Origin of the sequence: Arthrobacter sp. 'calajunan', from assembly GCF_046940185.1 — a bacterium.
GTDB lineage: Bacteria > Actinomycetota > Actinomycetes > Actinomycetales > Micrococcaceae > Glutamicibacter > Glutamicibacter soli.
In genome coordinates this window covers 186729-209577 of the sequence record NZ_JBKZDY010000006.1, presented here as the reverse complement: position 1 = coordinate 209577, position 22849 = coordinate 186729, and the positions used below count along the sequence as shown (strand labels likewise).

Genomic DNA, 22849 nt, shown 5'->3' with positions numbered 1-22849 from the left:
CATGCTTTGTATCGACACATCAATTAGAACGTTCTAGGAGGCTACGTTGAGCTACGAAAATATCCCGTCCGAGCGGCCCGAGGCGCTGCGGATCGCCGTGATTGGCACCGGATGGATTGGGGCCTTCCACGCCCGCAGTCTGGCCGACCATATTCCGGGCGCTCAGCTGTATGCCGTAGCGGATCCGGCCGAGGGCCGAGCGGCGGCCCTTGCAGCAGAAGTCGGCTGCCCGCGGGCAACGCAGCGCATCGAGGACGTCTTTGAAGACGAACAAGTTGACGCCGTGGTGATCGGAGCGCCTTCTGCGTTCCACGCGCAGCTCATCACCCAGGCTGCGCGGGCCGGAAAACACGTCTTCTGCGAAAAGCCGACAGCGCATGCCGTCAACGATCTGGATGCGGCGCTGGAGGAGGTCGAGCGAGCGCAGGTAGTTTTTCAGGTCGGTTTCAACCGACGGTTCTCCGCGGATTTCGCCTACGCCGGGGAGCAGGTGCGTGCCGGAGCCATTGGGCGTGTTCAGCTGTTGCGTTCGGTGACCCGCGACCCGGCCGTCGCCGGGGGACTGCCCAACGCCGGTGCCATCCGTAGCCACGTCATCTTCACCGAAACCCTGATCCACGATTTCGATGCACTGAATTGGCTTAATCCGGGCGCCCAGGCCGTTGAAGTGCATACGGTCGCCGCTGCGCTGGTCGCCCCGGAACACAAGGACTCCGGATTGCTGGATACCGCGGTCGTCACCGTTCGCTACGACAATGGGGCCATCGCCATTGCGGAGGCAAGTTTCTCCGCCAGCTACGGGTACGACGTGCGCGGCGAGGTCTTCGGCAGCGGAGGGATGCTCCAAGCCGGCGGGCCTGCCCACCAATCCGCGATATTGTTCGACGCGCAGGGTGCGCAGGCGGAAACTTCTCGACTGAACATCGACTTGTTCGCCGACGCCTACCGCAAGCAGCTGGACGTTTTTGTGCTCAAGGTGCGCGGCACCCGGCAGGGAACCGCGCACGCGGCGCTGGAGGTGCCCGGAGGATCCGACGCGCGCGCAGCTCTGCGGATTGCGCTCGCGGCCCTGGAATCCCACGAATCCGGCCTACCGGTACGCTTGGATGCCGCGTCGCGCCTGGCGGTGGCCGGATGACCCGGAAGCTGGCCGTCTGCGCAGAGATGGTATTCACCGAACTTCCCCTCGACCAGCGGGCCGCTGCCTTGCATGAAGCCGGCTTCGAGGTTGAGCTGTGGGACACCGAAGGCAAGGACCTGGCGGCGCTGGAACGCAGTGGAGCGCGTTTCGGCTCCATGAGCGGGTACAGCGACGGAAGCCTGTGCGATCCCGAGACCGCCCATCGCGTGGTGGAGTCCGCTCGCGAGCTGATCCCGACCGCTCACCGGCTGGGCATCAGCCGGTTGGTGGTGCACCCCGCTCAACTGGTCAACGGGCAGGCCGCGGTGCCGCGCTACCGCAGCACCGGAGACATGTGGCTGACTGCTGCGAAAACCCTGGAGGAGCTGGGCAAGTTGGGGGAGGAACACGACGTCGGTTTCCTTCTCGAGAACCTGAACACCATTGTGGACCATCCTGGAATCCCGCTGGCCCGGGCCAAGGACACCTTGGCCCTGGTGGAATCAGTGGGGCATCCACGGGTGAAGATGATGTTGGATCTCTATCACGCGCAGATTGGCGAAGGCAATCTGATAGCGCTGCTGGAACGCGCGTTGCCGCATATCGGGGAGGTGCAGGTGGCTGACGTTCCCGGACGCTGCGAGCCGGGCACCGGGGAGATTAATTACCGTTCGGTTGCCTCGGCATTATCACGCCTGGGCTACGAAGGCCCAGTGGGCCTCGAAGCCTATGCCAGTGGGGACAGCCTTCAGGCAATACAAGCCTTCCGCGCCGCCTTTGAGCCGTGGGCTGGCATGCTCTAGAAGAAAACCGAAGTATGGCGATGGCCGGGACCGCGAGAGCGATCCCGGCCATCGCCGTAATTCCAGTACTTGCCAGGCTAAGAGCCGAAGGGAAGTCGTGGATCCATCTGCTGCTCGTCCCAAGTCTGCCGGACCCAGCCATGATGCGGGTCGTCGCTGATCAGCCAGTCGCGCACGCGGCCAGGGCCTGCCATTACGTTCAAGTAGTACAAATCGTAGCCAGGAGCGGCCATCGCTGGGCCGTGCCAGCCATAGGGAACCAGCACCACGTCGCCAGTGCGAACTTCGGTATTCACGTCGATGGGGCGCTCGTCGGAGGCGTACACGCGGGCGTAGCCGATGGGGTCGGTGGCCGCAGGCGTCGGCATACCGGCAGCCAGTTGTGTTTCGAAGTAGTAGATCTCCTCCAGCGAGGTCTCGCCCTCCTTCTCCTCATCGTGCTTGTGCGGAGGATAGGAAGACCAATTGCCGGCGGGAGTGATGACCTCGCAGACGATGAAGCGATCGGCTTCAAGCGCTGCGGGGGTACCGAAATTGTGCACCTGGCGCGAACAGTTGCCCGCGCCGCGCAACTCGACCGGGGTCTGCTCGGAGGTGATCAGCCGGGTTGGGTACTGCTGTTTCGCGGGCGCCAAAGCTACTGCCACGCGGCCGCCTCCGGCCGAGGCCAGCGTCAGGGTGGTGTCGATCCCGGTGTAGAGCACGTCTGCGGGCCCGGCGAATACCGAACTGCGACCCGAGAGCTGGTATTCCCGACCGTCAACCGTCGCAGTGAAAGATCCCCCGGAAAGCGGAACAACGATACGTTCCTCGGCGGCGGCGTCCATTTCGAGAACCTGTCCCGGGGATAGCTCTGCGACTTTGAGCCCAGTATGGGCCCAGCCCTCAACGGACATGGTTGAATCATGGGCTCCGAGCGAAACGCTCCAGTCGCCGTCGGCTGCGGAGCCGGCGGGGTAAATCCAATCGGTCATGCATCGTTCCTTTCAGGAGCGGTGCGTAAACGCCTAGCGTTGCACCAAGGTCATTTCAAAGCTGTAGGAATCAGCCCTGTATACGTGGGAACCGGTTTCGACATTGCGTCCGGTGTCATCCACGGCGGTACGCTGCATGGTGACCAGGGCGGAGCCCTTGTCGGTATCCAGCGCTTCGGCCTGCGACTTGTCGGCGATGGTGGCACCAATACGTTGCTGGGCCAGACGGAAGTTCACACCTGCGCTGCGCAGCAGCTCATAGAGGCCATGCTCGCGCAGCGATTCCTCGCTGAGCTCTACGATGTCGTCGCGGACCCAGTTTTCCATCAGCGCCAGCGGGCTGCCTCCAGCTGAACGCAGTCGGGTGAAGTGGTAAACCGAAACGTCCTTGGGAAGTGCCAGCAATTCCTGGATTTCGGCCGGGGCCTGCGTGTGTTCGAAGCTCAGCAGGGTCGTGGAAGGCTTCTTGCCAGCCCGTTCGAGGTCGTCGTTCAGGCTAGACAACTCCAGATGACGGCGGATCTGGCTGGAAACGACCTGCGTCCCAACACCACGCTTGCGGACTAGGAGGCCGGACTGGACCAGATCGTCCATGGCCTTGCGGATGGTCGGACGCGAGAGCCGCAGGCGCTGGGCAAGCTCGATTTCGTTTTCAAGGCGGGAGCCGGATTCCAGCGATCCGTCGTGAATGGCCTTTTCAATCCCCTGCACTACCTGGTGGTACAGGGGAATCGGTGAAGATCGATCGATCTTGATGCTCAGTGGTGCGCTCACGGTTAACTCCCTTGTCTGGCGACCTTGCCGTCAAATGTCGCTTTGACAGGACAAATATATCCGAAAGTTCGCCAATTGGGCATCCGGGTGGTGGGAATCTGCTGAAAATCGGCGCTTTTCAGCCTCTCGAGGCCACTCGAATCCTTGGTACATGGGGTTTCAAGGGTGGCTGGCTGAATGCTGAAAATAGCCTTCGACATGGCTCGTTGGACAGGAAGGTCTACTTGTCCAATTGTCCTGACAAAAAACTTTGGGATTTTTATTGATTAACTCGACAAAGCGCTCATAAGGTCTGTGTGGAACGGTCCAATTTTGGTCGAAGGATGCATCTAGGCGATGCGCCCCGGGAAGCCCGGCAGAGCAGCAGGAGTGAAAATGACAGAGCAGAAAAGCATTGGTGTCGGTCTGATTTCGGTGGGGTGGATGGGGAAACTCCACGCCCGCGCCTATACCTCGGTTCCATACGTTTATCCGGAACTGGGCATCATTCCGCGACTGGTGATTGCCGCGGATGCCGAGCAGTCCCGGGTGGACTTCGCGATCTCAGTCCTGGGGTTCGAGCGGGGAACCAAGGACTACCGCGAGGTGCTCAACGACCCTGAAGTTGATGTCGTGTCCATTTGTGCGCCGAACTTCCTCCATGCCGAGATGGCTGTGGCGGCGGCCGAAGCAGGCAAGCACTTCTGGATCGAAAAGCCGGCCGGTCGAAGCCTTGCTGAGACCGCCGCGATCCAAGCGGCTGTCGAGCGGAACGGAGTGGAAACCTCCATCGGGTTCAACTACCGGCATGCCCCTGCCATCGAGCACGTGCGCCAGCTGGTGGTCGATGGGCGGTTGGGCGAAATCACCAACGTTCGGGCAAGCTTCTTGGCGGGTTATGCGGCGGAGCCGAACGGCGCATTGTCGTGGCGGTTCGAACGGAAGCTCGCTGGCAGCGGGGTGCTGGCTGACCTCTTCAGTCACGCGGTAGACCTCTGCCAGTACACGGTTGGGGCGATCAGCGAGGTCACCGCGGCGACCAGCATCATGTTTGAAGCCCGCCCGAAGCTATCGATGGGGCGCGGCACGCATTTCGACGTGATCGAGGGAGGCGAGCTGGGTGCGGTTGAGAACGAAGACTACGCAGCCGCGCTGGTCCAGTTCGCCGGGCCGGACCGGGCGCTCAAGACGGTGGGCACCATTGAAGCGTCGCGTGTCGCGGTGGGCCCCGAGTGTGGGTACCGGCTGGAAATCTACGGTACCGAGGGGTCGGTGAAGTGGGATTTCGAGCGCATGAACGAGCTCCAGGTGGTGCTCGGGCGTGCCAACGAAGAGCAGGGATATACCACCACCGTTGCCTCGCCAAAATACGGCGACTATGCGCGTTTTCAGCCTGGTCCCGGCAATGCCATGGGGTTTGATGATCTCAAGATCATCGAGGCCAAGAAATTTCTCGCGGCCGTGGCCGGCGGGGCGGAGCTGAATTCCAATATTCATGACGCGGTAGCCGCGGCCGCCGTGGTGGAGGCCGCCGAGCAGTCAGCGCAGACTAGGTCCTGGCATTCGGTGGAACAGCAAGTCGGCGCCACGTGCGCCCGGTAGGGCGGCGCCATGGCTGAGTCGTTGCGCCGTCGACCCACCATCCGCGACGTCGCCAGTCATGCGGGTGTCTCCAAGTCGCTGGTTTCGCTGGTGCTGTCGAATCCGGATCGTGTGAGTCCTCAGCGCCGCGAAAAAGTTGAAGCATCCATTCGGGCTCTGGGTTACCAGCCAAATCTCGCTGCTCGCTCGCTGGCCTCGGAGAACCCTCGGGTGATCGGAGTCGTGCTTGGCGAGCTTCACAACCCATGGGTTCTTGAAGTCGCCGAAGTCGTCCGGGACGAGCTGCAGGAAACGGGATTCGATGTCTTGTTCAGCGCCGCCCCGGCCCACGAAGGAAGGGGTGTGGAAGCATCGTCTTTTCAGGCATTGCGCGACTTGCGGGTGAGTGGCTTCCTGGTGGTGGGAACCGTTGACGAGAGTTCTGGATTCGAGGTTGTCCTGGATGGCGCGCAGGCGGTGTTCATCGGCAGCGGCCGGGCTACCCAGGGTTCTATAGGCGTCGTCGAAGTGGACGACGCGCAGGGTATTGCGCGGGTTGTGGAGCATCTGGTGGCCGCCGGGTTTTCCCGCATTGCTCATGTATCCGGCGGTTCCGGTTCGGTGTCCGGCAACAGGGAATCGGCCTACCATCGTGCAATGGGACAGCATGGGCTGCAGGGGCATGCGCGAGTGCTTGAGGCAGGGCCAACATTGGAAGCCGGCCGGAAGGCCGTGGCGGACATGCTGTTGGTGGGGCCGGTCCCGGAAGCGCTGATCTGCTTCAACGATCTTGTGGCGCTCGGAGCGTTGCAGGCCTTGGATGAAGCTGCGCAACAGGTCGCGGTCACCGGGTACGACAACATCGCGCTGTCGGGCATGTCTCGGATTTCTCTGACGAGCGTGGACCCTGACACCGATGAATTGGGCAGATGCGGCGCACGCTTGCTGCTGCGTATGCTCCGTGCGCCCGATGGCCAGTTTTCTCGACGGATCCTGGTTTCGCCTGAGTTGGTTGTGCGTGAATCGTCCCGTCGGAGGCGTCCTGCGCCGTGACCGGGCGAGCTCGGTGTTGCCCCAATTAAGCGAATTTCTCGTAAGAACATCCTTATGTCTTTACAAAGTATTGACGGATCGACATTCTTGGCGCAGACTTTAGGGGACCTGTGATTCACATCACGAGCATTTTTGAGTAGGCGGCATGATCCAGGGGATGACGGAACCTGCCGACGGTTACCTGAAGGGAACAGGACTATGGGAATGACAACTTGGCGGAAAGCGGCGCTTGCGCTCGCGATTGTTCCGACCCTCGGACTGGCCGCTTGCTCGGGCCAGGGTGGTCGCGAGCCGGTAGCTAGCGGGGCGGAAGGTGGCGGGCAGGTTGCTTCTACTGATCGCATAAAGATTGCCGTGATCACCCACGCTCCTCCAGGGGACACCTTCTGGGACATCATCCGCAAGGGTGCAGAAGAAGCTGCGGCGAAGGACAATGTCGAACTGCAGTATCTTGGCGACCCCGACGGCGGACGCCAGTCGCAGCTCATCGAGCAGGCAGTGGACCAAGGTGTCGATGGCATTGCCGTCACTCTGGCCAAGCCGGACGCGATGGCCGGCGCTTTGAAGAAGGCTACCGACGCAGGCATTCCGATCGTCAGCCTTAATGCGGGCGAAGACCGTTTCAAGGACCTTGGCGCCTTTGCCCACTTCGGTTCTGACGAACAGCTTGCTGGGGAAGCCGCCGGCGAAAAGTTGAAGTCAGAAGGCATCAAGAAGCCGATCTGCGTGATCCAGGACCAGGGGCACGTTGGTCTTGAAGCCCGCTGCGCCGGCGTCAAGAAGGTCGTTCCGGCCACGGAGGTACTTTACGTCCAGGGAACCGACATGACCCAAGTGGAATCGACCTCCACGGCCAAGCTGCAGGCTGATGCCGAAGCCGACGCCATCATCGGTCTGGGAGCGCCGATCACCATGACACTGCTCAAGGCAAAGGCCACCGCCAATTCGGAAGTCAACGTGGTCTCCTTTGACATGAACCCGCAGCTGGTCACCGAAATCCAGGAAGGCAATGTGCTGTTCACCGTAGACCAGCAGCCATGGCTGCAAGGCTACATGGCCGTCGACTCGCTGTGGCAGAATCACCGGGGAGGATTCACCATCGGCGGCGGCCAAGCCACCTTGACCGGCCCAACCATTGTCGACAAGGAAGTCGCGGACCGTATTTCCACCTTTGCCCAGGAAGGCATCCGCTAAGCACGTCCCCTCGATCCTGCGCCGCCAAATCCGGCATCGAGTTAGCGGCGCAGGAACACCGGACCAGGAGAAAACACCATGACACTCACAACAGCTTCCACCTCTCGTAAAACCTCGGCACAACCAGGAGATGAACGCGTCGCCAAGAAAAGCGCGCTGTCAGTCCTGCTGGGTCGTCCGGAAATCGGCGCCCTTGTCGGTGCCGTCGCACTTTTCATCTTTTTCGCCATCGTCGCACCTGTCTTTCTGGCACCGGCCTCCATGGCGACCGTCCTGTACGGCGCTTCGACCATCGGCATCATGGCTGTGGGCGTCTCCCTGCTGATGATCGGCGGAGAGTTCGACCTGTCCACCGGTGTCGCAGTGATTTCCTCCGCCTTGAGCGCCTCGCTGCTTTCCTGGTACTTCGGTTTGAACGTTTGGGTCGGAGTGGTGTTGGCCCTGGTCGTCTCATTGTTGATCGGCTTCATCAACGGAATCATTCTGATCAAGACCAAGCTTCCTTCGTTCATCGTGACGCTCGCCAGCTTCCTCATGCTGACTGGCTTGAATTTGGGCCTGACTCGCGCAATCGGCGGCTCGGTCTCCTCGCCATCGATCGCCAACATGGATGGTTTCCAAAGCGCGAAGGCAGTTTTCGCCTCATCCGTGAATATTGCGGGAATCGACGTGAAGGTCACCGTTTTCATCTGGCTGATCATGGTCGTCATCGCCTCCTGGATCCTGCTTCGCACGAAGGTGGGCAACTGGATTTTCGCCATCGGCGGCGATGAAAAGGCCGCCCGCGCGGTCGGTGTGCCTGTAGTACGCACCAAGATCGGACTGTTCATGGCAGTCGGCTTCTGCGGCTGGGTCCTGGGCATGCACAACCTGTTCGCCTTCGACACTGTCCAATCCGGCGAAGGCATCGGCAACGAATTCCTCTACATTATCGCCGCGGTGATCGGCGGCTGCCTGCTGACCGGCGGCTACGGCTCAGCCATCGGCGGCGCCATCGGCGCCTTCATCTTCGGCATGGCCAACAAGGGCATTGTCTACGCCGAATGGAACCCGGACTGGTTCAAGTTCTTCCTGGGCCTGATGCTCCTGCTGGCCACGGTAGTGAACATCGTGGTGAAGAAGCGCGCGGAATCCAGCAAGTAGCGAAAGGGAAAAAGGACTATGAAATCTCGACTCACCAACGAGCAGCTGCTTGAGAAGCTGGAACCAAAGACCAGCGACAATCTTCTGACCTTGAAAAACGTGGGCAAGCACTACGGAAGCATCATCGCCCTGCGGGGCGTGGATATGCAGGTCGACCCGGGGAAAGTCACCTGCGTGCTGGGTGACAACGGTGCGGGCAAGTCCACGCTGATCAAAATCATCGCTGGCCTGCATCAGCATGACGAAGGCGAATTTACGCTGCACGGCTCGAACATCAAGTTGAAGAGCCCCCGCGTGGCTCTGGACGCCGGCATCGCCGCGGTTTACCAGGACTTGGCCGTCGTCCCGCTGATGCCCATCTGGCGCAACTTTTTCCTGGGCTCTGAGCTGACCACGGGTGTTGGTCCGTTCAAGAAGCTGGACGTGAAGAAAATGAAGGAGATCGCCAAGAAGGAATTGCTCGACATGGGTATCGACTTGCGCGACGTGGAGCAGCCCATCGGCCAGCTATCTGGCGGCGAGAGGCAGTGCGTGGCCATTGCCCGTGCGGTGTATTTCGGCGCCAAGGTGCTGATTCTGGATGAGCCCACGGCGGCATTGGGTGTGAAGCAGTCTGGTGTCGTGCTGCGGTATATCCTGCAGGCGCGCGACCGCGGGCTGGGGGTCATCTTCATTACGCACAATCCGCATCATGCCTATCCAGTGGGGGATTCATTCCTCCTGCTCAAACGTGGACGCTCCATCGGCTACTACCCCAAAGCGGATATCACCGTTGAGGAGCTCACCGCCCAGATGGCCGGCGGCGCCGAGCTGGCCGAGCTGGCTCACGAGCTGGAGCAGATCGGCGGCCACAAGGAAGAGCTGGCTGAAGCTGAAGCCGGCGCTGCCGCCGGAACCTCGTCGTAGCTCCGATTATCTGAGGACTTCATCCCCGGAGCACGGGAAATTCATCCCGTGCTCCAGGGATTTTGCCGTGCGGGTCAGGTATTGCGGGCATCTTCGCTGCGGGCACTGGTGCCGCGAACCAGCAGCGAGGGTTCGATCGAGATGGACTGCAATGGTGCCGACGGATCTTCCAATCGAGCCAAGGCCGCCTGCGCGGAACGCAGTCCGAGCTCGCGGGCATGGATGTCCACGGTGCTCAACGCCATCCCGGGTACCAGGCTGGAAGATGAATTGTCGTAGCCGACCACCGAAAGCTGCGAAGGAACATGTATCCCGTAATGGGCGGCGGCGTCCAGCACGCCCAAGGCGCTCTGGTCGTTGTGCGCGAAAACGGCAGTAGGTCGTTGCGATGAACGCAGGGCTTCCCCGATGTCGACGGCGGCCTGCGTGCGTGCGTAGGACGAAGCGATGATCCAGGGTTCAAGGCCTGACGTTTGCATGGCCGTGCGATAGCCGGTGCCGCGTTCGCGGTAGCCGTCCGACTGCGGGTTGGCCAGGAATGCGATTCGGCGGTGCCCCAACTCGATGAGGTGGTTGGTCGCCAAAGCGGCGCCGGTCAAGTTATTGGCGTAGACGTTATCCGTGCCCGGAGCGATTCTGGCCGTGCTGACCATGGGGGTTACAGCGGCGTAACCTGACAGCGCGGCGTCCGGAAGCAGTAGTCCGGCCGCAACGACCAGATCTACGCGCGATTGCACCAGCGTGTCGAGGGCTGCAGTGTCGCGCTGGCCGTCGATGCTGCCGATGGCGAGGATCAGCTGCTTGGCGCTTTCGCCGAACCCCTCGCGCAGTCCGTCGAAGATGTCTGCAAACAGGTCGTTGTGCAGATCCGAGAGGAAAACCCCGATGGAATTCTGGGATTTGCTGGCTAGGGAAGCTGCGATGCGGTTCGGCTGGTAGTTCAGGTCGCGGCCGGCCTGGAATATGCGTTCCCGGGTCTTCGCGTTGACTCCCGGAGCATTTCGGTAGGCCAAGGACACCAGCGCACGAGAGACTCCGGCCGCACGTGCGACGTCTTCCATGGTCACCGACTTCACGGCAGATCCCTTTCCTGAAAATTTTCTTCGGTAGACGGCCGGTTGGCCCCCATAGCACCTAGCTTATGGGAAGTATGGCACCTCCGGGGCTGCTGAGCGTCTCGAAACGAATCTTAATAGCCATTCTGACTTGGCGAAACAATGTCGGCGAATATGTTCTGACAAACCTATTGACCGGCAATATAGAGCGCTCTAGTATTAACTCCAACACCACAACAACGACGGAGGATACATGTCTCTTGAAAAGGCCCCTGCCCCAGGAATCAAGGTGGGAATCGCCCCGGACTCATGGGGTGTATGGAACGCCGAAGATCCGCTGCAGCCGCTTCCCGGCCAGTACTTGCGAGAAGCCGCCGCTGCCGGATACTCCTACACTGAACTGGGCCCCTACGGCTATTTGGGCACTGATGCCAGCCAGCTGTCGGATCAGCTGGAACAGCACGGGCTGACCCTGACCGGTGGAACGAGTTTCACCTCGCTGCATCTGGGCGGTGCGGAACTTAGCCGGGCCTGGCAAGAAGTCAGCCAAGTTGCGGAACTGATCACCCGGCTCGGCGCGGAGCACCTGATCGTCATTCCCGAACTCTGGTTGCGCGACGCCGCCGGTGCCGTCAAGGGCCGCCGCGGCTACTCGGCCGAACAATGGGACAACTTCTGCACCGGGCACGACGAACTGGGGCGCCGGCTGCTGGAAGAATACGGCGTTCGCCAGCAGTTCCACTCCCATGCGGACAGTCCCATCGGAACCCGGCAGGACATCGATCGGCTGCTGGACAATACCGATCCCCGATACTTGAATCTCTGTCTCGATACGGGGCACTTCGCCTACTACCTAGGCGACAACGTCAAGCTCATCACGCAGCGCCCGGACCGCATCGGTTACCTGCACTTGAAGCAGGTCAACCCGGAGCTGATTGCCCAGATCCTCAAGGATGACATCGACTTCGCCACTGCGGTGCAGATGGGAATCATGGTAGAGCCGCCTTTCGGCGTTCCCGACTTCGGACCGGTTCTGGAGGCGGCGGCGAACTTGGATCGGGAGATCTTCGCGATCGTCGAGCAGGACATGTACCCGCTCAAGAGCATGGACCAGCCACTGCCCATCGCACAGCGCACTTTTAACCACATTTCTTCGTGCACCTCGCGAATCCGCGTCGCCGCACACTAGACAACCAGACTTCAAGGAGCAGACCAATGAGCAACAAGAAACTACGCATCGGAATCATCGGCGCCGGCATGGCCGGCCAGGCCCACGCCTTCGGGTTCCGCAACGCCATGATGGTGCGCGGCAGCGAGCCCGTGGACCTCGAACTGGTCTGCATTGCGGACCCTAATCTGGAACTCGCCGAATCCGTGGCACGCCGCTTCGGCTTCCAGCAGGCCACAGCGGACGTCGATGCGCTGATCAATTCGGATGTCGACATCATCAGCGTTGCCCTGCCCAACTTCTTGCACGCGCAGGTGCTGCCGAAGGTGCTGGCCAGCGGAAAACACCTGTTCGCCGAGAAGCCCATTGGCCGCACTCCGCAAGAAGCCGCCGATCTGGCACGGCTTGCGCAGGCCAGCGAAGCAGTGACCGGCGTCGGTTTCTCCTTCCGCCGCCTCCCCGGGTTGGCTGCCGTGGCCGCCGCAGTGAGCGAGGGGCTGATCGGTACCGTGCATACGGTGCGCGCCTGGTACAACGCCGACTACGCTGCGAATCCAGATGGCGCACTGACCTGGCGCTATTCCCAGGAAGAATCCGGTGGCGGCGCGCTGCTGGACATCGGAGCCCATGCCCTGGATGCGGTCGAATTCGTGGCCGGACGTATTCAAGCTGTGCACAACGCAACGCTGAACACGGTCATCAAGCAGCGCCCGCTTGCCGCCGCCGGCGCAGTGGGCCATGGCGGGGCAGTCACCGGACAGCTGGGCGAGGTCACCAACGACGATGTGGCCCTGCTGACGCTGGGCCTGGAGAACGGCGCCGTAGGGCAAGTCCAGCTCAGCCGCATCGCGCACGGCGTCCCGAACTCCCTTGGCGTGGAGCTGTTCGGCGATGCAGGTAGCATCACCTTCGACTCCATTCGCGGCGGCGAATTCCAGATCTTCGCAGCTAGCTCCGACGGCGTATACAACGGGCCGCGCACCGTCTACACGGGCCCGAGCCACCCGTACTTCAATGACGTGGCGGCCATGCCCGGGGCCGGAGTGGGCACCGGATACGCCGAGGCGTTTGTGGCTGAGATTCAGGAATTCGTGCGGTGCGTGCGCGATGACCAGCCGATGAGCACCGATTTCAGCACCGCCGAACGCATGATGAACGTTGTCGGTGCCGCCTACGAGTCGCACCAGCGCAAGGAACCCGCGACCGTCAAGGGCCTCGTGGCCCACAGCTAGCCAGCATCGGATCGAGGGAGGACAACATGCGTTGGATTGAATCGAAGAGTTCGCGTTTTGCAGGGCTGGCGCTCGCCGGAGCGCTGATCCTGGCCGGATGCTCGTCGCAGGGTGGCCGGCAGGTGGTGGAAGACAAGTCGCCCGCGGGACAGGTTGCCTCCACCGATCCGATCAAGGTTGCCATGATCACCCATGGCGCTCCTGGAAACACATTCTGGGACACCATTCGGCGGGGTGCCGAGGAGGCCGCAGCGAAGGACAATGTTGAGCTGATCTACAGTTCGGATTCCGAAGCCGGGCGGCAGGCGCAACTTGTCGAGCAGTATGTGGTGCAGGGTGTTGACGGCATCATCGTCACATTGGCGAAGCCTGGCGCGTTGGAAGACGTCTTGGCCAAGGCCGAGGAAGCTGGTATTCCGCTGGTGTCCATCAACTCAGGTGGCGACGTGTCGGCGGCCATGGGCGCCTTTGCCCATTTCGGGAGCGACGAAAAACTGGCCGGCGAGGCGGTGGGAGAACGGCTCAAGCAGGACGGCAAGACATCTCCGATCTGCGTGATCCACGAACAGGGCAACGTGGGCTTGGAAGCCCGCTGTGAAGGCGTCAAGGAGGTGATTCCGGAGACGGAGAACCTCTACGTCCAGGGCACCGACATGACCCAGGTTGCCTCGACGATCACGGCGAAACTGCAGACCGCCCGGGAAGTGGATTCTTTGGTCGCGCTGGATGCGCCCATAGCGCTGACTGCCGCCGCATCGAAAGCGGAGGTCGGCAGCGAGGCGGTGATCGCATCCTTCGACTTGAACGCCGAGCTCGTCCAGGGGATCGTGGATCAAAAGATCCTGTTCACCGTGGATCAACAGCCGTGGCTGCAAGGGTACTTAGCGGTTGATTCCCTATGGCAGAACCACCGCGGCGGGTTTGAAATCGGCGGTGGGAAGAATATCCTGACCGGTCCGGCGATTGTCGATTCGACCAACGGTGCGGACGTTTTGAAGTTCGCTCAGGAGGGGATCAGGTAGCATCCTGCCCAAGCGGCGGGGGCAGGGACCCGACCGGGAGATGGCCGCGGCCGTTCTTCCCGTCAGGGTCCCTTGTCGCAACCCATGCGTCAGAACTCGTAATTGATCCGTTCGCTGCGCCCACTGCTCAGCGAGCGGGTGGCCGCCTCGGCGATGGCTTGGGCCTTCAGGCCGTCGCGAAGTGTCACCGGAACGTCCTCGCCACGCTCTAGGGCATCGGTGAAACCCTGTAGAGCCGCGGCGTAGGTGGGCGCCACCCGCTCGAACCAGTTGCCGTGCAGGCCGTCAGAACGGGACTGCGGACCGCGGAACAGGGTGACATTGCCCGAACGCATCCGGCCGGACTCAGCCATGCCGTCGGAACCCAGGGCTTCGATCCGCTCGTCATAGCCGTACCCGGTGTGCCGGACACTGTCGATCTGGGCCAGGGCCCCGGAATCGAAGAGAAGTGTCGCGGCGGAGGTATCTACATCTCCGAGTTCCGCCACGCGGGCATCGGTGAGGGCGGAACCGGCCGCGAAAACTTCCTTCGGGTCAGTCCCGTGGATCCACCTGGCCAGATCGAAGAAGTGCACTGTCTGATCCCGCATCTGTCCTCCCGACACTTTCAGGTAGTCCAAGGGCGGAAGGGCTGGCCCGCGGGAAGTGAGCTGAAGCAGGGAAAGCGGGCCCAGGTCTCCGGAGTCAACCAGGCGCTTGAGTTCTGCGTGGTCCCGGTCGAAACGGCGGTTGAAGTTGACCATGGCGCGGATGCCTGCGCGTTCGACGTAGGCGACGGTTTCCCTGGCCTGCGCCAAGTCCATGTCGATGGGCTTCTCCACCAGGGCCGCGATCCCGGCATCGGCTGCCCGGCGCAGATTGGCGGCGTGCGTGTTGGTCGAGGATGCGATGAACACCGCATCGATGCGGGCGGGGTCGAAGACCTCATCCAGGTCTCTGGCGGCCCGGGCTCCGTGGGCGCGGGCGAGCGATGTGGACCGTTCCCCATCCACGTCGTAGACCAAGCTGAAATCGACGTCGGGGTTGGCGGCGAGGTTCCGCGCATGGACGGAACCGATGAATCCGGCGCCGATCAGTGCAAAGCGTTGCATGGTGAAGTTCCTTGGGGATTCGAGTGCGGATTAGGAAACCATGATGTCCAGCAGATTGCGCATGGTGCTCGCAACCTTCAGGAAATCGTGTTCATTGGCCTTGTCTGAGAACATCTCGGAGACCCACCAGCCGTCGTATCCGGTGGACTTCACGGCATCAGCCCACTCCTGCAACGGAATGGCGCCGCCGCCGATCACCACATTGCGATGGACATCCTGGGTGGGCACTTCGTTTTCGCGGTCGAGATCCAGCCCGTCGGAGATATGCACGGCCTTGATGAGTTCCTTGGGCAGCGCGGCGACCTCGTCCAGGGTGTCGCCGACCGTCCAGAAGTGCCAGGTATCCAATGCGATGCCGACATTCTCACGTCCCGACCGCTCGATGATTTCCAGCGCCTGTGCGCAGCGGTTGATATTCGACCACGCCAGCGGCTCCAAGTAGAGGTCGAGGCCGTGGGCCTCCGCGATAATTGCGGCATCGCTGACATTCCGCGCGGCGACGTCGATGGCCTCAGATTCAGGCAGGCCCAGGGTTCCGCGGTAGCGGGGGTCGGCTGCGGCCAGGGTTCCGGCCTTGAAGTCCTTGACTACGTTCCAGTCGACGGGGCCGGTGCAGAGCTGGAGGATGGGTGCACCGACCACCGTGGCGATCTTCGCCATGCGTTCGACCTCGGCCAGAAATTCATCGCGGGCACTGCCCTGACGTTCCATGTCCAGAACCGCGCCGATTCCGGTGACTTCCAGCCCCTCCAGAAGAGGGAGCAGGCTATGCATCGAATACCCGGCATTCAGGTATCGGTAGAGTTTGGGGCTCTGCAATTCGATGCCGCCGAAGCCGGCCGCCTTCGCCGTGGCGATGTCGGTAGCGACGTTGCCGTAAAACGTGGTGGTGACATTCATGGAGAGGTTGGGCACGGGTTTTCCCTTCAGGGGCGCTGCTTGGATTGAGGCAAGTGAGCGAACTATGTGAATATGTCCTGACATTTTGACACACAAAAACTCTAGGTCATCCCGCCAGGTAAATCAATAGCTGGGAACCGTGGATGTGCTGCAAGAAAGTCTCTTGGAGTCCTAGCCGCCATATTGCCAGATCGGTATCGTGCTGGGTTCCGCAGGCAAATTGCCCCGCGGGAATGAAAACGCGCCGAGGCCTCGAAATGAACTGGAGCGTGGGTCTCGGCGCGCGGCTTGACCGGTTGTCAGCGGGTCGTTGGCAACGGGGTTTCGCAGAGTAGCTTGGGCGGGGCAGGCGATGGCACACAGCAGTATTCCGGTCAGGAAGATCTTTGGCATCCACGGCTCGTGGACCGGTCCAACGCCTTGAACGTCGGATTCCTAGGCTTCGATGGCGCAGCGCTGCAGCACGGGGAGGATCACGTGGTCGATGAGCGAGGTGATGTAGGCGCGGTCCATCGGCAGCCGTTCGACCGCCAAACGGTGGAAGACCAGTCCCGGGATGATGCCGCGGGTTCTCTCCACGGCGGCCGTCGTGGCCAGCTCGCCGCGGGCCGCCGCCTGGTCGAGGACCTGCTTCACCAATTCGGCCCGCGGTCCGGCGAGCTTGGAGATGTAGAGCTCGTGCAGCGTATCGTCCTGCGGCAGCGCCGCGAGCAGGTTCACGAAGATCGCATCGCGCTGCGGGTCCTCGGCGAACCATACGTCGGCCAACGCAATCAGGTCGGCGCGCAGGCTCCCGGTGTCCGGTGCCTTTGCGGACCACTCAAGGGTGCTGATGGCCTCGGCCAGCAGCTGCGTGCGGGAGGCCCAGCGGCGGTAGATCGTGGCCTTGGAGGCCCCGACGCGGGTGGCCACGGCGTCCATGGTGAATGCCGCGAATCCGCATTCGGCCAGCAGCTGCTGCGCTGCGCCCAGGATCTGCTCGTTTTTCCCCGCCTGCCGGGGGCGGCCGCGTTTGGCGGGGGTCGGTGCGCCAGTGCTGGATTCTTGGTCGTCGCTCACCCGCACCAGTCTATCCAGAGTCAGTGCGCCGTGGTTCAAGCCAGCTGCCGCGGGTCGAGCTGCACCCGGCGCAGCAGCTGCGCGTTCAGTGCGACGACGATGGTCGACAGCGACATCAGCACCGCGCCGACCGCCGGGGAGAGCACGAAGCCGACCGGCGCCAGCACGCCCGCGGCCAGCGGCACGGAGAGCACGTTGTAGCCGGTGGCCCAGGCCAGGTTCTGCAGCATCTTGCGGTAGCTGGCGCGGGACAGGTCGATCATGGAGAGCACCGCACGCGGATCGCTGCCCGTCAGCACCACGCCGGCGGATTCCATGGCCACGTCGGTGCCGGCGCCGATGGCGATGCCGACCTCCGCTCGAGCCAGCGCCGGGGCGTCGTTGACGCCGTCGCCTAAGCTGACCCTAGCTGGAACCAACTGCCTGCCAGCTGGCACCATGGGCAGGTAGGTTGCAGCATTCGCCCGAGTAGGAACGCGAGAAGACACAATGAGCATGGAAAATGCCGCTTGGCATTCCCTCTGGAAGCTGTCGGGGGACAAGGGCAAGGCCTACGCGCCGACAACACCCAAACGCGTTCTGCAATTCGCCGCAGGCTACAAGACCCGGCTGCTCATCTTCGTGCTCTTCTCCATCTGCTCGGCGGTGCTTGCCGTCATCACGCCGGTGCTCGCCGGCCGGATCGTGGATGAAATCGTCGCCCGCAGCGGCATCCGGATCATCGTCAACCTGGCGCTGGTCATCGCGCTGGTGGCGGTGCTGGACGCGATCGTTTCCGTCGTGGTCCGCTGGTTCTCCTCCAAGCTCGGCGAGGGAATCATCTACGACCTGCGCACCGCGGTGTTCGACCACGTGCAGAAGATGCCGGTGGCATTCTTCGCCAGAACCCGCACCGGGGCGCTGGTCAGCCGCCTGAACAACGACGTCATCGGCGCGCAGGCGGCCTTCGCCGGGACCCTGTCCGGGCTGGTGTCCAACACCGTGGCCCTGATCCTCACCGCGGCGGTCATGTTCACGACTTCCTGGCAGGTCACCGCCATCGCGCTCGTGCTGCTTCCGGTCTTCCTGCTGCCGGCGCGGCACTTCGGCAAGTCGGTGGCGCTGCTGCGCAAGGAATCCGCGGATCTGAACGCCTCAATGGGGACGCAGATGACCGAACGCTTCTCGGCGCCCGGAGCGACGCTGATCAAGCTCTTCGGCCGGCCCAAGGACGAATCCCACCAGTTCGCGCTGCGCGCGGGCCGTGTGCGGGACATCGGCGTCAAGGTCACCATGCGCCAGTACTACTTCGTCGCGACCCTGACTCTGGTCGCCGCCCTGGCGCTGGCCTTGGTATATGGCCTCGGAGGCATGTATGCGGTGCGTGGCGACCTGGCCGCTGGCGACGTGGTGGTCCTGGGTATGCTGCTGACCCGGTTGTATGCTCCGCTGACCGCGCTGGCCAATGCCCGCGTGGAAATCACCAGTGCGCTGGTCAGCTTCGACCGCGTGTTCGAGGTGCTGGACCTCCAGCCGCTGATCACCGATGCGCCCGACGCCCGCCGCCTGGAACCCGGGCCGGTGCCCGTGAAGTTCTCCCACGTGAACTTCTCCTACCCGAGCGCTGACAAGGTCTCGCTCGCGTCCCTGGAAGAGGTCGCGGTGCTGGATACCCGCGGCGGGCAGGAAGTCCTGCATGACATCGATTTCGAGGTGAAGGCAGGTCAGACCGTCGCCCTGGTCGGCTCCTCGGGCGCCGGAAAGTCGACCATCGCCTCGCTGCTGGCCCGGCTCTACGACGTGGATTCCGGAGCCGTCGAGCTGGCGGGAACCGATATCCGCGAGCTGAAGCTCGACTCGTTGCGCGAAACCGTCTCCATGGTCACCCAAGACGGGCACTTGTTCCACGAGTCGATCCGCTCCAACCTGCTGCTCGCCCGACCCGGGGCCGACGATACGCAGATCTGGGAAGCGCTTGAACGCGCGCGGTTGAAGCCGGTCATCGCCGCCCTGCCCGACGGGCTGGACACCGTGGTGGGCGAGCGCGGCTACCGGCTGTCCGGCGGCGAACGCCAGCGCATGACCATCGCCCGGCTGCTGCTTGCCGCCCCGCAGGTCGTGATCCTGGATGAGGCCACCGCCGCGCTGGACTCCGCCAACGAGGCAGCAGTCCAGGCGGCCCTGACCGAGGCGCTGGAAAACCGCACCGCGCTGATCATCGCGCACCGGCTGTCGACCATCCGCTCCGCGGACCAGATCCTGGTGGTCGAGGGCGGGCGCATCATCGAGCGCGGAACGCACAGCGAGCTGCTGGGCCTGGGCGGGAAGTACACCGAACTCTACGAGACGCAGTTCGCCCAGTAGCCGCAGGCACCGTGGTGGACCGGTGCACGGTTCCTCCTAAACGCAGACGGCCGCGCCAGGCTGGGGCGGCAGTGGGCGGATCCGAAGGATCCGGTGTTCACTGCTGCCTGTCCAGCCGGCGCGGCCGGTCTCGGAAGATAACGAAGGCTAGGCGCTGCGGACCAGTTCGCGGGCCTTCTGCGCTGCATGGGTGGCGATGATGGTGCCGAAGACCAGCCCCTGCCCAATCGTGGCGCCGGCCCCCGGGTACACGTTGCCGAAGATGTTCGCGGCAGTATTGCCCTGGGCGTAGAGCCCCTCGATGACGTCGCCGGAATTGTCCAGCACGCGGCCATGGGCGTCGGTCATTACGCCGCCGCAGGTGCCCAGGTCCGATAGCACGATCTTCACCGCGTAGTAGGTCTTGCCGTCCAGCGCGCGCAGGTTCGGGTTCGGATTCTGGGTCGGGTCGCCGTAGTAGCGGTCGTAGGCCGACTCGCCGCGGCCGAACTGGTCGTCGATGCCGGTTCCGGCGCCCTCGTTGAATGCCGACAGGGTCTGTTCCAGCGCCTGCGCGGGAACCTCGATCTTGTTCGCGAGCTTGCTGATCGAGGACGACTTGTGGGCGATGCCCGCCTTGTACCAGGACTCGGGCAGGGCCATGCGCGGGTAGCACTGCCCGGCGAAGATGTAGCTGTCGCGGTAGGTCTGGTCGAAGATGAGCCACATCTCGCCCACCGGATCGCCGTCCGCCTCGCGGCGCAGGATCTCCTGGCCGAAGCTCATGTAGTCGGTGGACTCGTTGATGAAGCGGCGTCCCGACTGGTCCACCATGAACGATCCGGGCAGCGAACGCTCGGCCAGCAGGATCTTGGCCGAGCCGCCGGGCTTGAGCGGCGACACGGCCGGGAACCACCAGGACTGCTGCATGATTGCCAGCTGGGCGTTGTGCTTCTGCGCCAATTCGATGGCATCGCCGTGGTTGCCCTTGGCGCCCAGGCTCAGGTCCTCGACCAGCGAGGGGCTCTGGTGCTCCTGGCGCATCTTCATGTTGTGGTCGTAGCCGCCGGCGGCAAGCACCACGCCGTACTTGGTGCGCACGCTCACGCGTTCGCCGGACTGTTCCAGGACCGCCGCGGTGACAACGCCATCGGTGAATTCAAGGTCGACCAGCTTCGCTTCGGTCCAGACGGGAATGCCGGCATCAAGGGCCCCGGCATACATGCCGCCGGCGATGGCCTGGCCTCCGGCGCTGTAGTTGCGGCCGAGAAGCAGTCCGCCGGCGCCCTGGATGAGGCGCTTCGCGATCAGCGGGAATGCCTTGTGCGGCGCTTTGGCAATGAGGTTCATCCACTTGTAGTCGGCGCCGGTCACCGGCATTGGCATGGGCGCTGCCATGGTGGCCGGCTGGAAGCGGCCGAGCTGGTCGCCGAGCTTGTTCAGGTCGAAGGGGCGCGATTCGACCGAGCGTCCGGCGGCGCTGCCGCCCGGCTTTTCGGGGTGGTAGTCCGAGTATCCCTTGGACCAGAAGAAGTTCAGCTGGGTCATGCGTTCGAGCATCTTGACGGTTTCGTCGCCGTATTCCAGGAAGGCCTTCCAGCGCTCCGCCGGGCCCGAGCCGTCCACGACGGATTCGATGTACTTCTCGCCGCGGTCCAGGGAATCAACGGCGCCGTCGCGCTTGAGCACCGTGTTGGCGGGAATCCAGAAGGCGCCGCCCGAGCGGGCGGTGGAGCCGCCCACGTACTTGGTTTTCTCGGCCACGGCAACGTTGAGGCCGAGCTCCTTGGCGGCCAGCGCAGTGGCCAGCCCGGTGCCGGAACCGATGACCAGCAGGTCGACTTCGAGCTGATCGATTTTGACGGGTGCAAGAACGGTTTTCGATGCCATGAAGCGGTCTCCTATGAACGACGCCGGGAAGTGGGTCCTGAGTTAGTTCATGCTAGCCAAGCGGCAGCCCTGTCCGTCGCGCAGTCCCGATAACAGGGATCTGCAGCCTGATGGCCGGGGAACTGTCCTATAGGGGTGCGGCGGCGCTTCCCCGGCGGGGACCTGGCTTGTTGGCCGGGGACTGGTTAACGTGCGGTAGCGCGAAGATCACGATTCCCGGCCAGGGGTTGTAAACATCGATAGATTAATGAACCATGGGCGGAACGGACCTAATCCGATATTTATGGAGGTAATCCATCCATGCCACCATCGACTCGAACAATCCGTCCTCCGACCGTTATCGCAGGAATATGCGGACTTGGACTCGTCCTGGCCTCCTGCTCCAGCGGAGTAAGTGGCGTGGAGCAGTCTGCGGAAGCCTCGAATCCTCCCAGCGTTTCTTCCAGCGCTTCGGGCACCCCGACGACGGAGGATGCCAGCCAGCCTGCGGCTGAACAGCGACGCCAGATCGAGGGCCTGAGCTGGGCGGATGGCACGCCGGTTGAGGCTTCCGTTGTTTCAGTGGGGGACGCGGTGAAGCCGCCCGGCGACGCCATCTCCGATCGCGCAACGCACGATCTTCCCGAGGGGGAGCAACTGCTGGGCGTCTTGAGTGATGCCCGGCCCGTCGTACTGCGCAAGGGCCTGCCGTACACCGTCGACGAAACAGGGAAGTACTCGCAGTACTGGCCCGATTCCAAGCGGGACGCCGCCACTGACGACACCTCCTGGTCCATCCACGGCGATACCGTGGTGGCTACGGTCCGCGGAGTCGACGGCGGAAGCGCAACCACCCTGATGGCCTACGACGACAAGGACGGGATCCAGGAGATCAAGGACTTCCAGAAGGCCAGCGACTCGAACAGCGAGTCCCTCGTCCTGGACGGCGGCAAGGTGTACTGGAGCGAAGCGGACGCGAAGAGCCGCCGGGTGGTATCGATCCCGTTGGCCGGCGGAAGCAAAAAAGTGGAAGCAGAGAACGCGGGGGCCGTCTACCGCACCGACCGGGGTGTCGCCGTGCTCACGCAGGAAGATCCTCAATCCGAGGACACAATGAACCAGATCGGCGGCGTGCAGCTGCTCGACGGCACTGAATTGCTCCACGCCACGGAAGAGTTCGAACTGGGTGGATTCAGCGGCGATCCGTATAGCCCGAGGCCGATCATGAATGGCGGTTCCACCCTGAGCTTCAACCTTGACAGGGGCGAGAACAGCTTCAACGTGGCCGTGCTGAATTTCGAGACCAAGCAGGCTTGGCTCATCGAGATACCGGATGGCCGGATCCCCTTCGGGCAGTCAACCTCGGGATCCTACTCCTTCATTGCCTGGTCTGCGGAGCAGATGGAGGAACTGGGGTCTCTTGGCAACGAAGCGGTAGCTCTCGATGCGTCGACGGGCGAGCTGTTCGCCTTCAGCCCGGAAAACAACTTCGAGAATATTTTCGGCAACGACAAGGCCCTGGCGTGGAGCACCAAGACCAGCTCGGGCTCAGTGAGCTTTGCCAGCGAGATCCTCGAATAGCGCGCATCAAGCTCCACGCCTAT

Annotated in this window: 19 protein-coding genes and 1 pseudogene; 12 read left to right on the top strand and 8 right to left on the bottom strand. The window is 62.8% G+C overall.

What is annotated here, in order from left to right; genetic code table 11:
• Window positions 1–46 precede the first annotated feature (46 nt).
• Together RF641_RS11700 and RF641_RS11695 are read left to right on the top strand one after the other, a co-directional pair.
• Window positions 47–1138 carry a Gfo/Idh/MocA family oxidoreductase gene (locus RF641_RS11700; protein ID WP_424573241.1) on the top strand — a complete coding sequence of 364 codons (1092 nt, stop codon included), beginning with the start codon at window positions 47–49 and terminating at the stop codon, window positions 1136–1138.
• Entirely contained in the window at window positions 1135–1923 is a 789-nt protein-coding gene (locus RF641_RS11695; protein WP_053799144.1) for a TIM barrel protein, read from the top strand. Before RF641_RS11700 ends, RF641_RS11695 begins: the two co-directional genes overlap by 4 nt.
• A 77-nt stretch (window positions 1924–2000) precedes the next feature.
• On the opposite strand, the gene iolB is transcribed toward RF641_RS11695, so the two are convergent.
• Window positions 2001–2897 carry a 5-deoxy-glucuronate isomerase gene (gene iolB, locus RF641_RS11690; protein WP_120991729.1) on the bottom strand — a complete coding sequence of 299 codons (897 nt, stop codon included), beginning with the start codon at window positions 2895–2897 and terminating at the stop codon, window positions 2001–2003.
• A 33-nt stretch (window positions 2898–2930) separates the two neighbouring features.
• Window positions 2931–3671, bottom strand: a complete 741-nt coding sequence (locus tag RF641_RS11685) for a GntR family transcriptional regulator (protein ID WP_120991730.1) — start codon at window positions 3669–3671, stop codon at window positions 2931–2933.
• 375 nt (window positions 3672–4046) lie between these two features.
• Here RF641_RS11685 and RF641_RS11680 point away from each other — a divergent pair, with 375 nt between their 5' ends.
• The 5 genes from RF641_RS11680 to RF641_RS11660 all read left to right on the top strand — a co-directional run bounded on the left by RF641_RS11680 (window position 4047) and on the right by RF641_RS11660 (window position 9527).
• On the top strand, window positions 4047–5252 hold the full coding sequence (locus tag RF641_RS11680) for a Gfo/Idh/MocA family protein (protein ID WP_424573240.1): 1206 nt from the start codon (window positions 4047–4049) through the stop codon (window positions 5250–5252).
• 9 nt (window positions 5253–5261) lie between these two features.
• On the top strand, window positions 5262–6284 hold the full coding sequence (locus tag RF641_RS11675) for a LacI family DNA-binding transcriptional regulator (RefSeq protein WP_120991732.1): 1023 nt from the start codon (window positions 5262–5264) through the stop codon (window positions 6282–6284).
• 198 nt (window positions 6285–6482) lie between these two features.
• Window positions 6483–7478: a substrate-binding domain-containing protein gene (locus RF641_RS11670; protein WP_424573239.1), complete on the top strand. Its 996-nt coding sequence runs from the start codon at window positions 6483–6485 to the stop codon at window positions 7476–7478.
• A 78-nt stretch (window positions 7479–7556) separates the two neighbouring features.
• Window positions 7557–8621: an ABC transporter permease gene (locus RF641_RS11665; protein ID WP_053799150.1), complete on the top strand. Its 1065-nt coding sequence runs from the start codon at window positions 7557–7559 to the stop codon at window positions 8619–8621.
• Between the two features lie 18 nt (window positions 8622–8639).
• Window positions 8640–9527, top strand: a complete 888-nt coding sequence (locus RF641_RS11660; RefSeq protein ID WP_424573238.1) for an ATP-binding cassette domain-containing protein — start codon at window positions 8640–8642, stop codon at window positions 9525–9527.
• Window positions 9528–9601: 74 nt separating this feature from the next.
• Here RF641_RS11660 and RF641_RS11655 read toward each other — a convergent pair whose 3' ends face one another.
• The gene (locus tag RF641_RS11655) at window positions 9602–10603 is read right to left on the bottom strand and encodes a LacI family DNA-binding transcriptional regulator (RefSeq protein WP_424573237.1); all 1002 of its coding nucleotides are present in this window, start codon (window positions 10601–10603) and stop codon (window positions 9602–9604) included.
• A 232-nt stretch (window positions 10604–10835) separates the two neighbouring features.
• Here RF641_RS11655 and RF641_RS11650 point away from each other — a divergent pair, with 232 nt between their 5' ends.
• Genes RF641_RS11650 through RF641_RS11640 form a run of 3 tightly spaced genes read left to right on the top strand, consistent with a single transcriptional unit; the run spans window position 10836 to window position 14004 of the window.
• On the top strand, window positions 10836–11771 hold the full coding sequence (locus tag RF641_RS11650) for a sugar phosphate isomerase/epimerase family protein (RefSeq protein WP_053799152.1): 936 nt from the start codon (window positions 10836–10838) through the stop codon (window positions 11769–11771).
• A gap of 26 nt (window positions 11772–11797) precedes the next feature.
• Complete coding sequence (locus RF641_RS11645) at window positions 11798–12982, top strand: Gfo/Idh/MocA family protein (RefSeq protein ID WP_424573236.1); 1185 nt, start codon at window positions 11798–11800, stop codon at window positions 12980–12982.
• A gap of 26 nt (window positions 12983–13008) precedes the next feature.
• A complete protein-coding gene (locus tag RF641_RS11640) occupies window positions 13009–14004 on the top strand; it encodes a substrate-binding domain-containing protein (protein WP_424573235.1) in 996 nt (331 codons plus the stop codon).
• 89 nt (window positions 14005–14093) lie between these two features.
• Here RF641_RS11640 and RF641_RS11635 read toward each other — a convergent pair whose 3' ends face one another.
• From RF641_RS11635 to RF641_RS11620, 4 genes and pseudogenes are all read right to left on the bottom strand, one after another.
• Window positions 14094–15095 (bottom strand): Gfo/Idh/MocA family oxidoreductase, encoded by a 1002-nt coding sequence (locus RF641_RS11635; protein WP_053799155.1) that lies wholly within the window; start codon window positions 15093–15095, stop codon window positions 14094–14096.
• A gap of 30 nt (window positions 15096–15125) precedes the next feature.
• Window positions 15126–16010, bottom strand: coding sequence for a sugar phosphate isomerase/epimerase family protein (locus RF641_RS11630; RefSeq protein WP_424573234.1), 885 nt, complete (start codon window positions 16008–16010; stop codon window positions 15126–15128).
• A 420-nt stretch (window positions 16011–16430) separates the two neighbouring features.
• The gene (locus RF641_RS11625; RefSeq protein WP_424573233.1) at window positions 16431–17054 is read right to left on the bottom strand and encodes a TetR/AcrR family transcriptional regulator C-terminal ligand-binding domain-containing protein; all 624 of its coding nucleotides are present in this window, start codon (window positions 17052–17054) and stop codon (window positions 16431–16433) included.
• A 35-nt stretch (window positions 17055–17089) separates the two neighbouring features.
• Window positions 17090–17452: pseudogene (locus RF641_RS11620) on the bottom strand (heavy metal translocating P-type ATPase); the annotation flags it as partial.
• A 91-nt stretch (window positions 17453–17543) separates the two neighbouring features.
• Here RF641_RS11620 and RF641_RS11615 point away from each other — a divergent pair.
• A complete protein-coding gene (locus tag RF641_RS11615) occupies window positions 17544–19397 on the top strand; it encodes an ABC transporter ATP-binding protein (protein ID WP_161448988.1) in 1854 nt (617 codons plus the stop codon).
• A gap of 147 nt (window positions 19398–19544) precedes the next feature.
• Here RF641_RS11615 and RF641_RS11610 read toward each other — a convergent pair whose 3' ends face one another.
• Window positions 19545–21266 carry a 3-ketosteroid-delta-1-dehydrogenase gene (locus RF641_RS11610; RefSeq protein ID WP_424573232.1) on the bottom strand — a complete coding sequence of 574 codons (1722 nt, stop codon included), beginning with the start codon at window positions 21264–21266 and terminating at the stop codon, window positions 19545–19547.
• A gap of 399 nt (window positions 21267–21665) precedes the next feature.
• Between RF641_RS11610 and RF641_RS11605 the strand changes: the two genes are divergently transcribed.
• Window positions 21666–22826 (top strand): hypothetical protein, encoded by a 1161-nt coding sequence (locus tag RF641_RS11605; protein ID WP_424573231.1) that lies wholly within the window; start codon window positions 21666–21668, stop codon window positions 22824–22826.
• The last annotated feature ends 23 nt before the right edge of the window (window positions 22827–22849 follow it).

What these genes read in the sequence shown, in the direction of transcription:
- RF641_RS11695 (WP_053799144.1), top strand. Translation starts at nt 1,135, where the DNA reads ATGACCCGGAAGCTGGCCGTCTGCGCAGAGATGGTATTCACCGAACTT.
- iolB (WP_120991729.1), bottom strand. Translation starts at nt 2,897, where the DNA reads ATGACCGATTGGATTTACCCCGCCGGCTCCGCAGCCGACGGCGACTGG.
- RF641_RS11680 (WP_424573240.1), top strand. Translation starts at nt 4,047, where the DNA reads ATGACAGAGCAGAAAAGCATTGGTGTCGGTCTGATTTCGGTGGGGTGG.
- RF641_RS11675 (WP_120991732.1), top strand. Translation starts at nt 5,262, where the DNA reads ATGGCTGAGTCGTTGCGCCGTCGACCCACCATCCGCGACGTCGCCAGT.
- RF641_RS11670 (WP_424573239.1), top strand. Translation starts at nt 6,483, where the DNA reads ATGGGAATGACAACTTGGCGGAAAGCGGCGCTTGCGCTCGCGATTGTT.
- RF641_RS11665 (WP_053799150.1), top strand. Translation starts at nt 7,557, where the DNA reads ATGACACTCACAACAGCTTCCACCTCTCGTAAAACCTCGGCACAACCA.
- RF641_RS11660 (WP_424573238.1), top strand. Translation starts at nt 8,640, where the DNA reads ATGAAATCTCGACTCACCAACGAGCAGCTGCTTGAGAAGCTGGAACCA.
- RF641_RS11650 (WP_053799152.1), top strand. Translation starts at nt 10,836, where the DNA reads ATGTCTCTTGAAAAGGCCCCTGCCCCAGGAATCAAGGTGGGAATCGCC.
- RF641_RS11645 (WP_424573236.1), top strand. Translation starts at nt 11,798, where the DNA reads ATGAGCAACAAGAAACTACGCATCGGAATCATCGGCGCCGGCATGGCC.
- RF641_RS11640 (WP_424573235.1), top strand. Translation starts at nt 13,009, where the DNA reads ATGCGTTGGATTGAATCGAAGAGTTCGCGTTTTGCAGGGCTGGCGCTC.
- RF641_RS11635 (WP_053799155.1), bottom strand. Translation starts at nt 15,095, where the DNA reads ATGCAACGCTTTGCACTGATCGGCGCCGGATTCATCGGTTCCGTCCAT.
- RF641_RS11615 (WP_161448988.1), top strand. Translation starts at nt 17,544, where the DNA reads ATGAGCATGGAAAATGCCGCTTGGCATTCCCTCTGGAAGCTGTCGGGG.
- RF641_RS11610 (WP_424573232.1), bottom strand. Translation starts at nt 21,266, where the DNA reads ATGGCATCGAAAACCGTTCTTGCACCCGTCAAAATCGATCAGCTCGAA.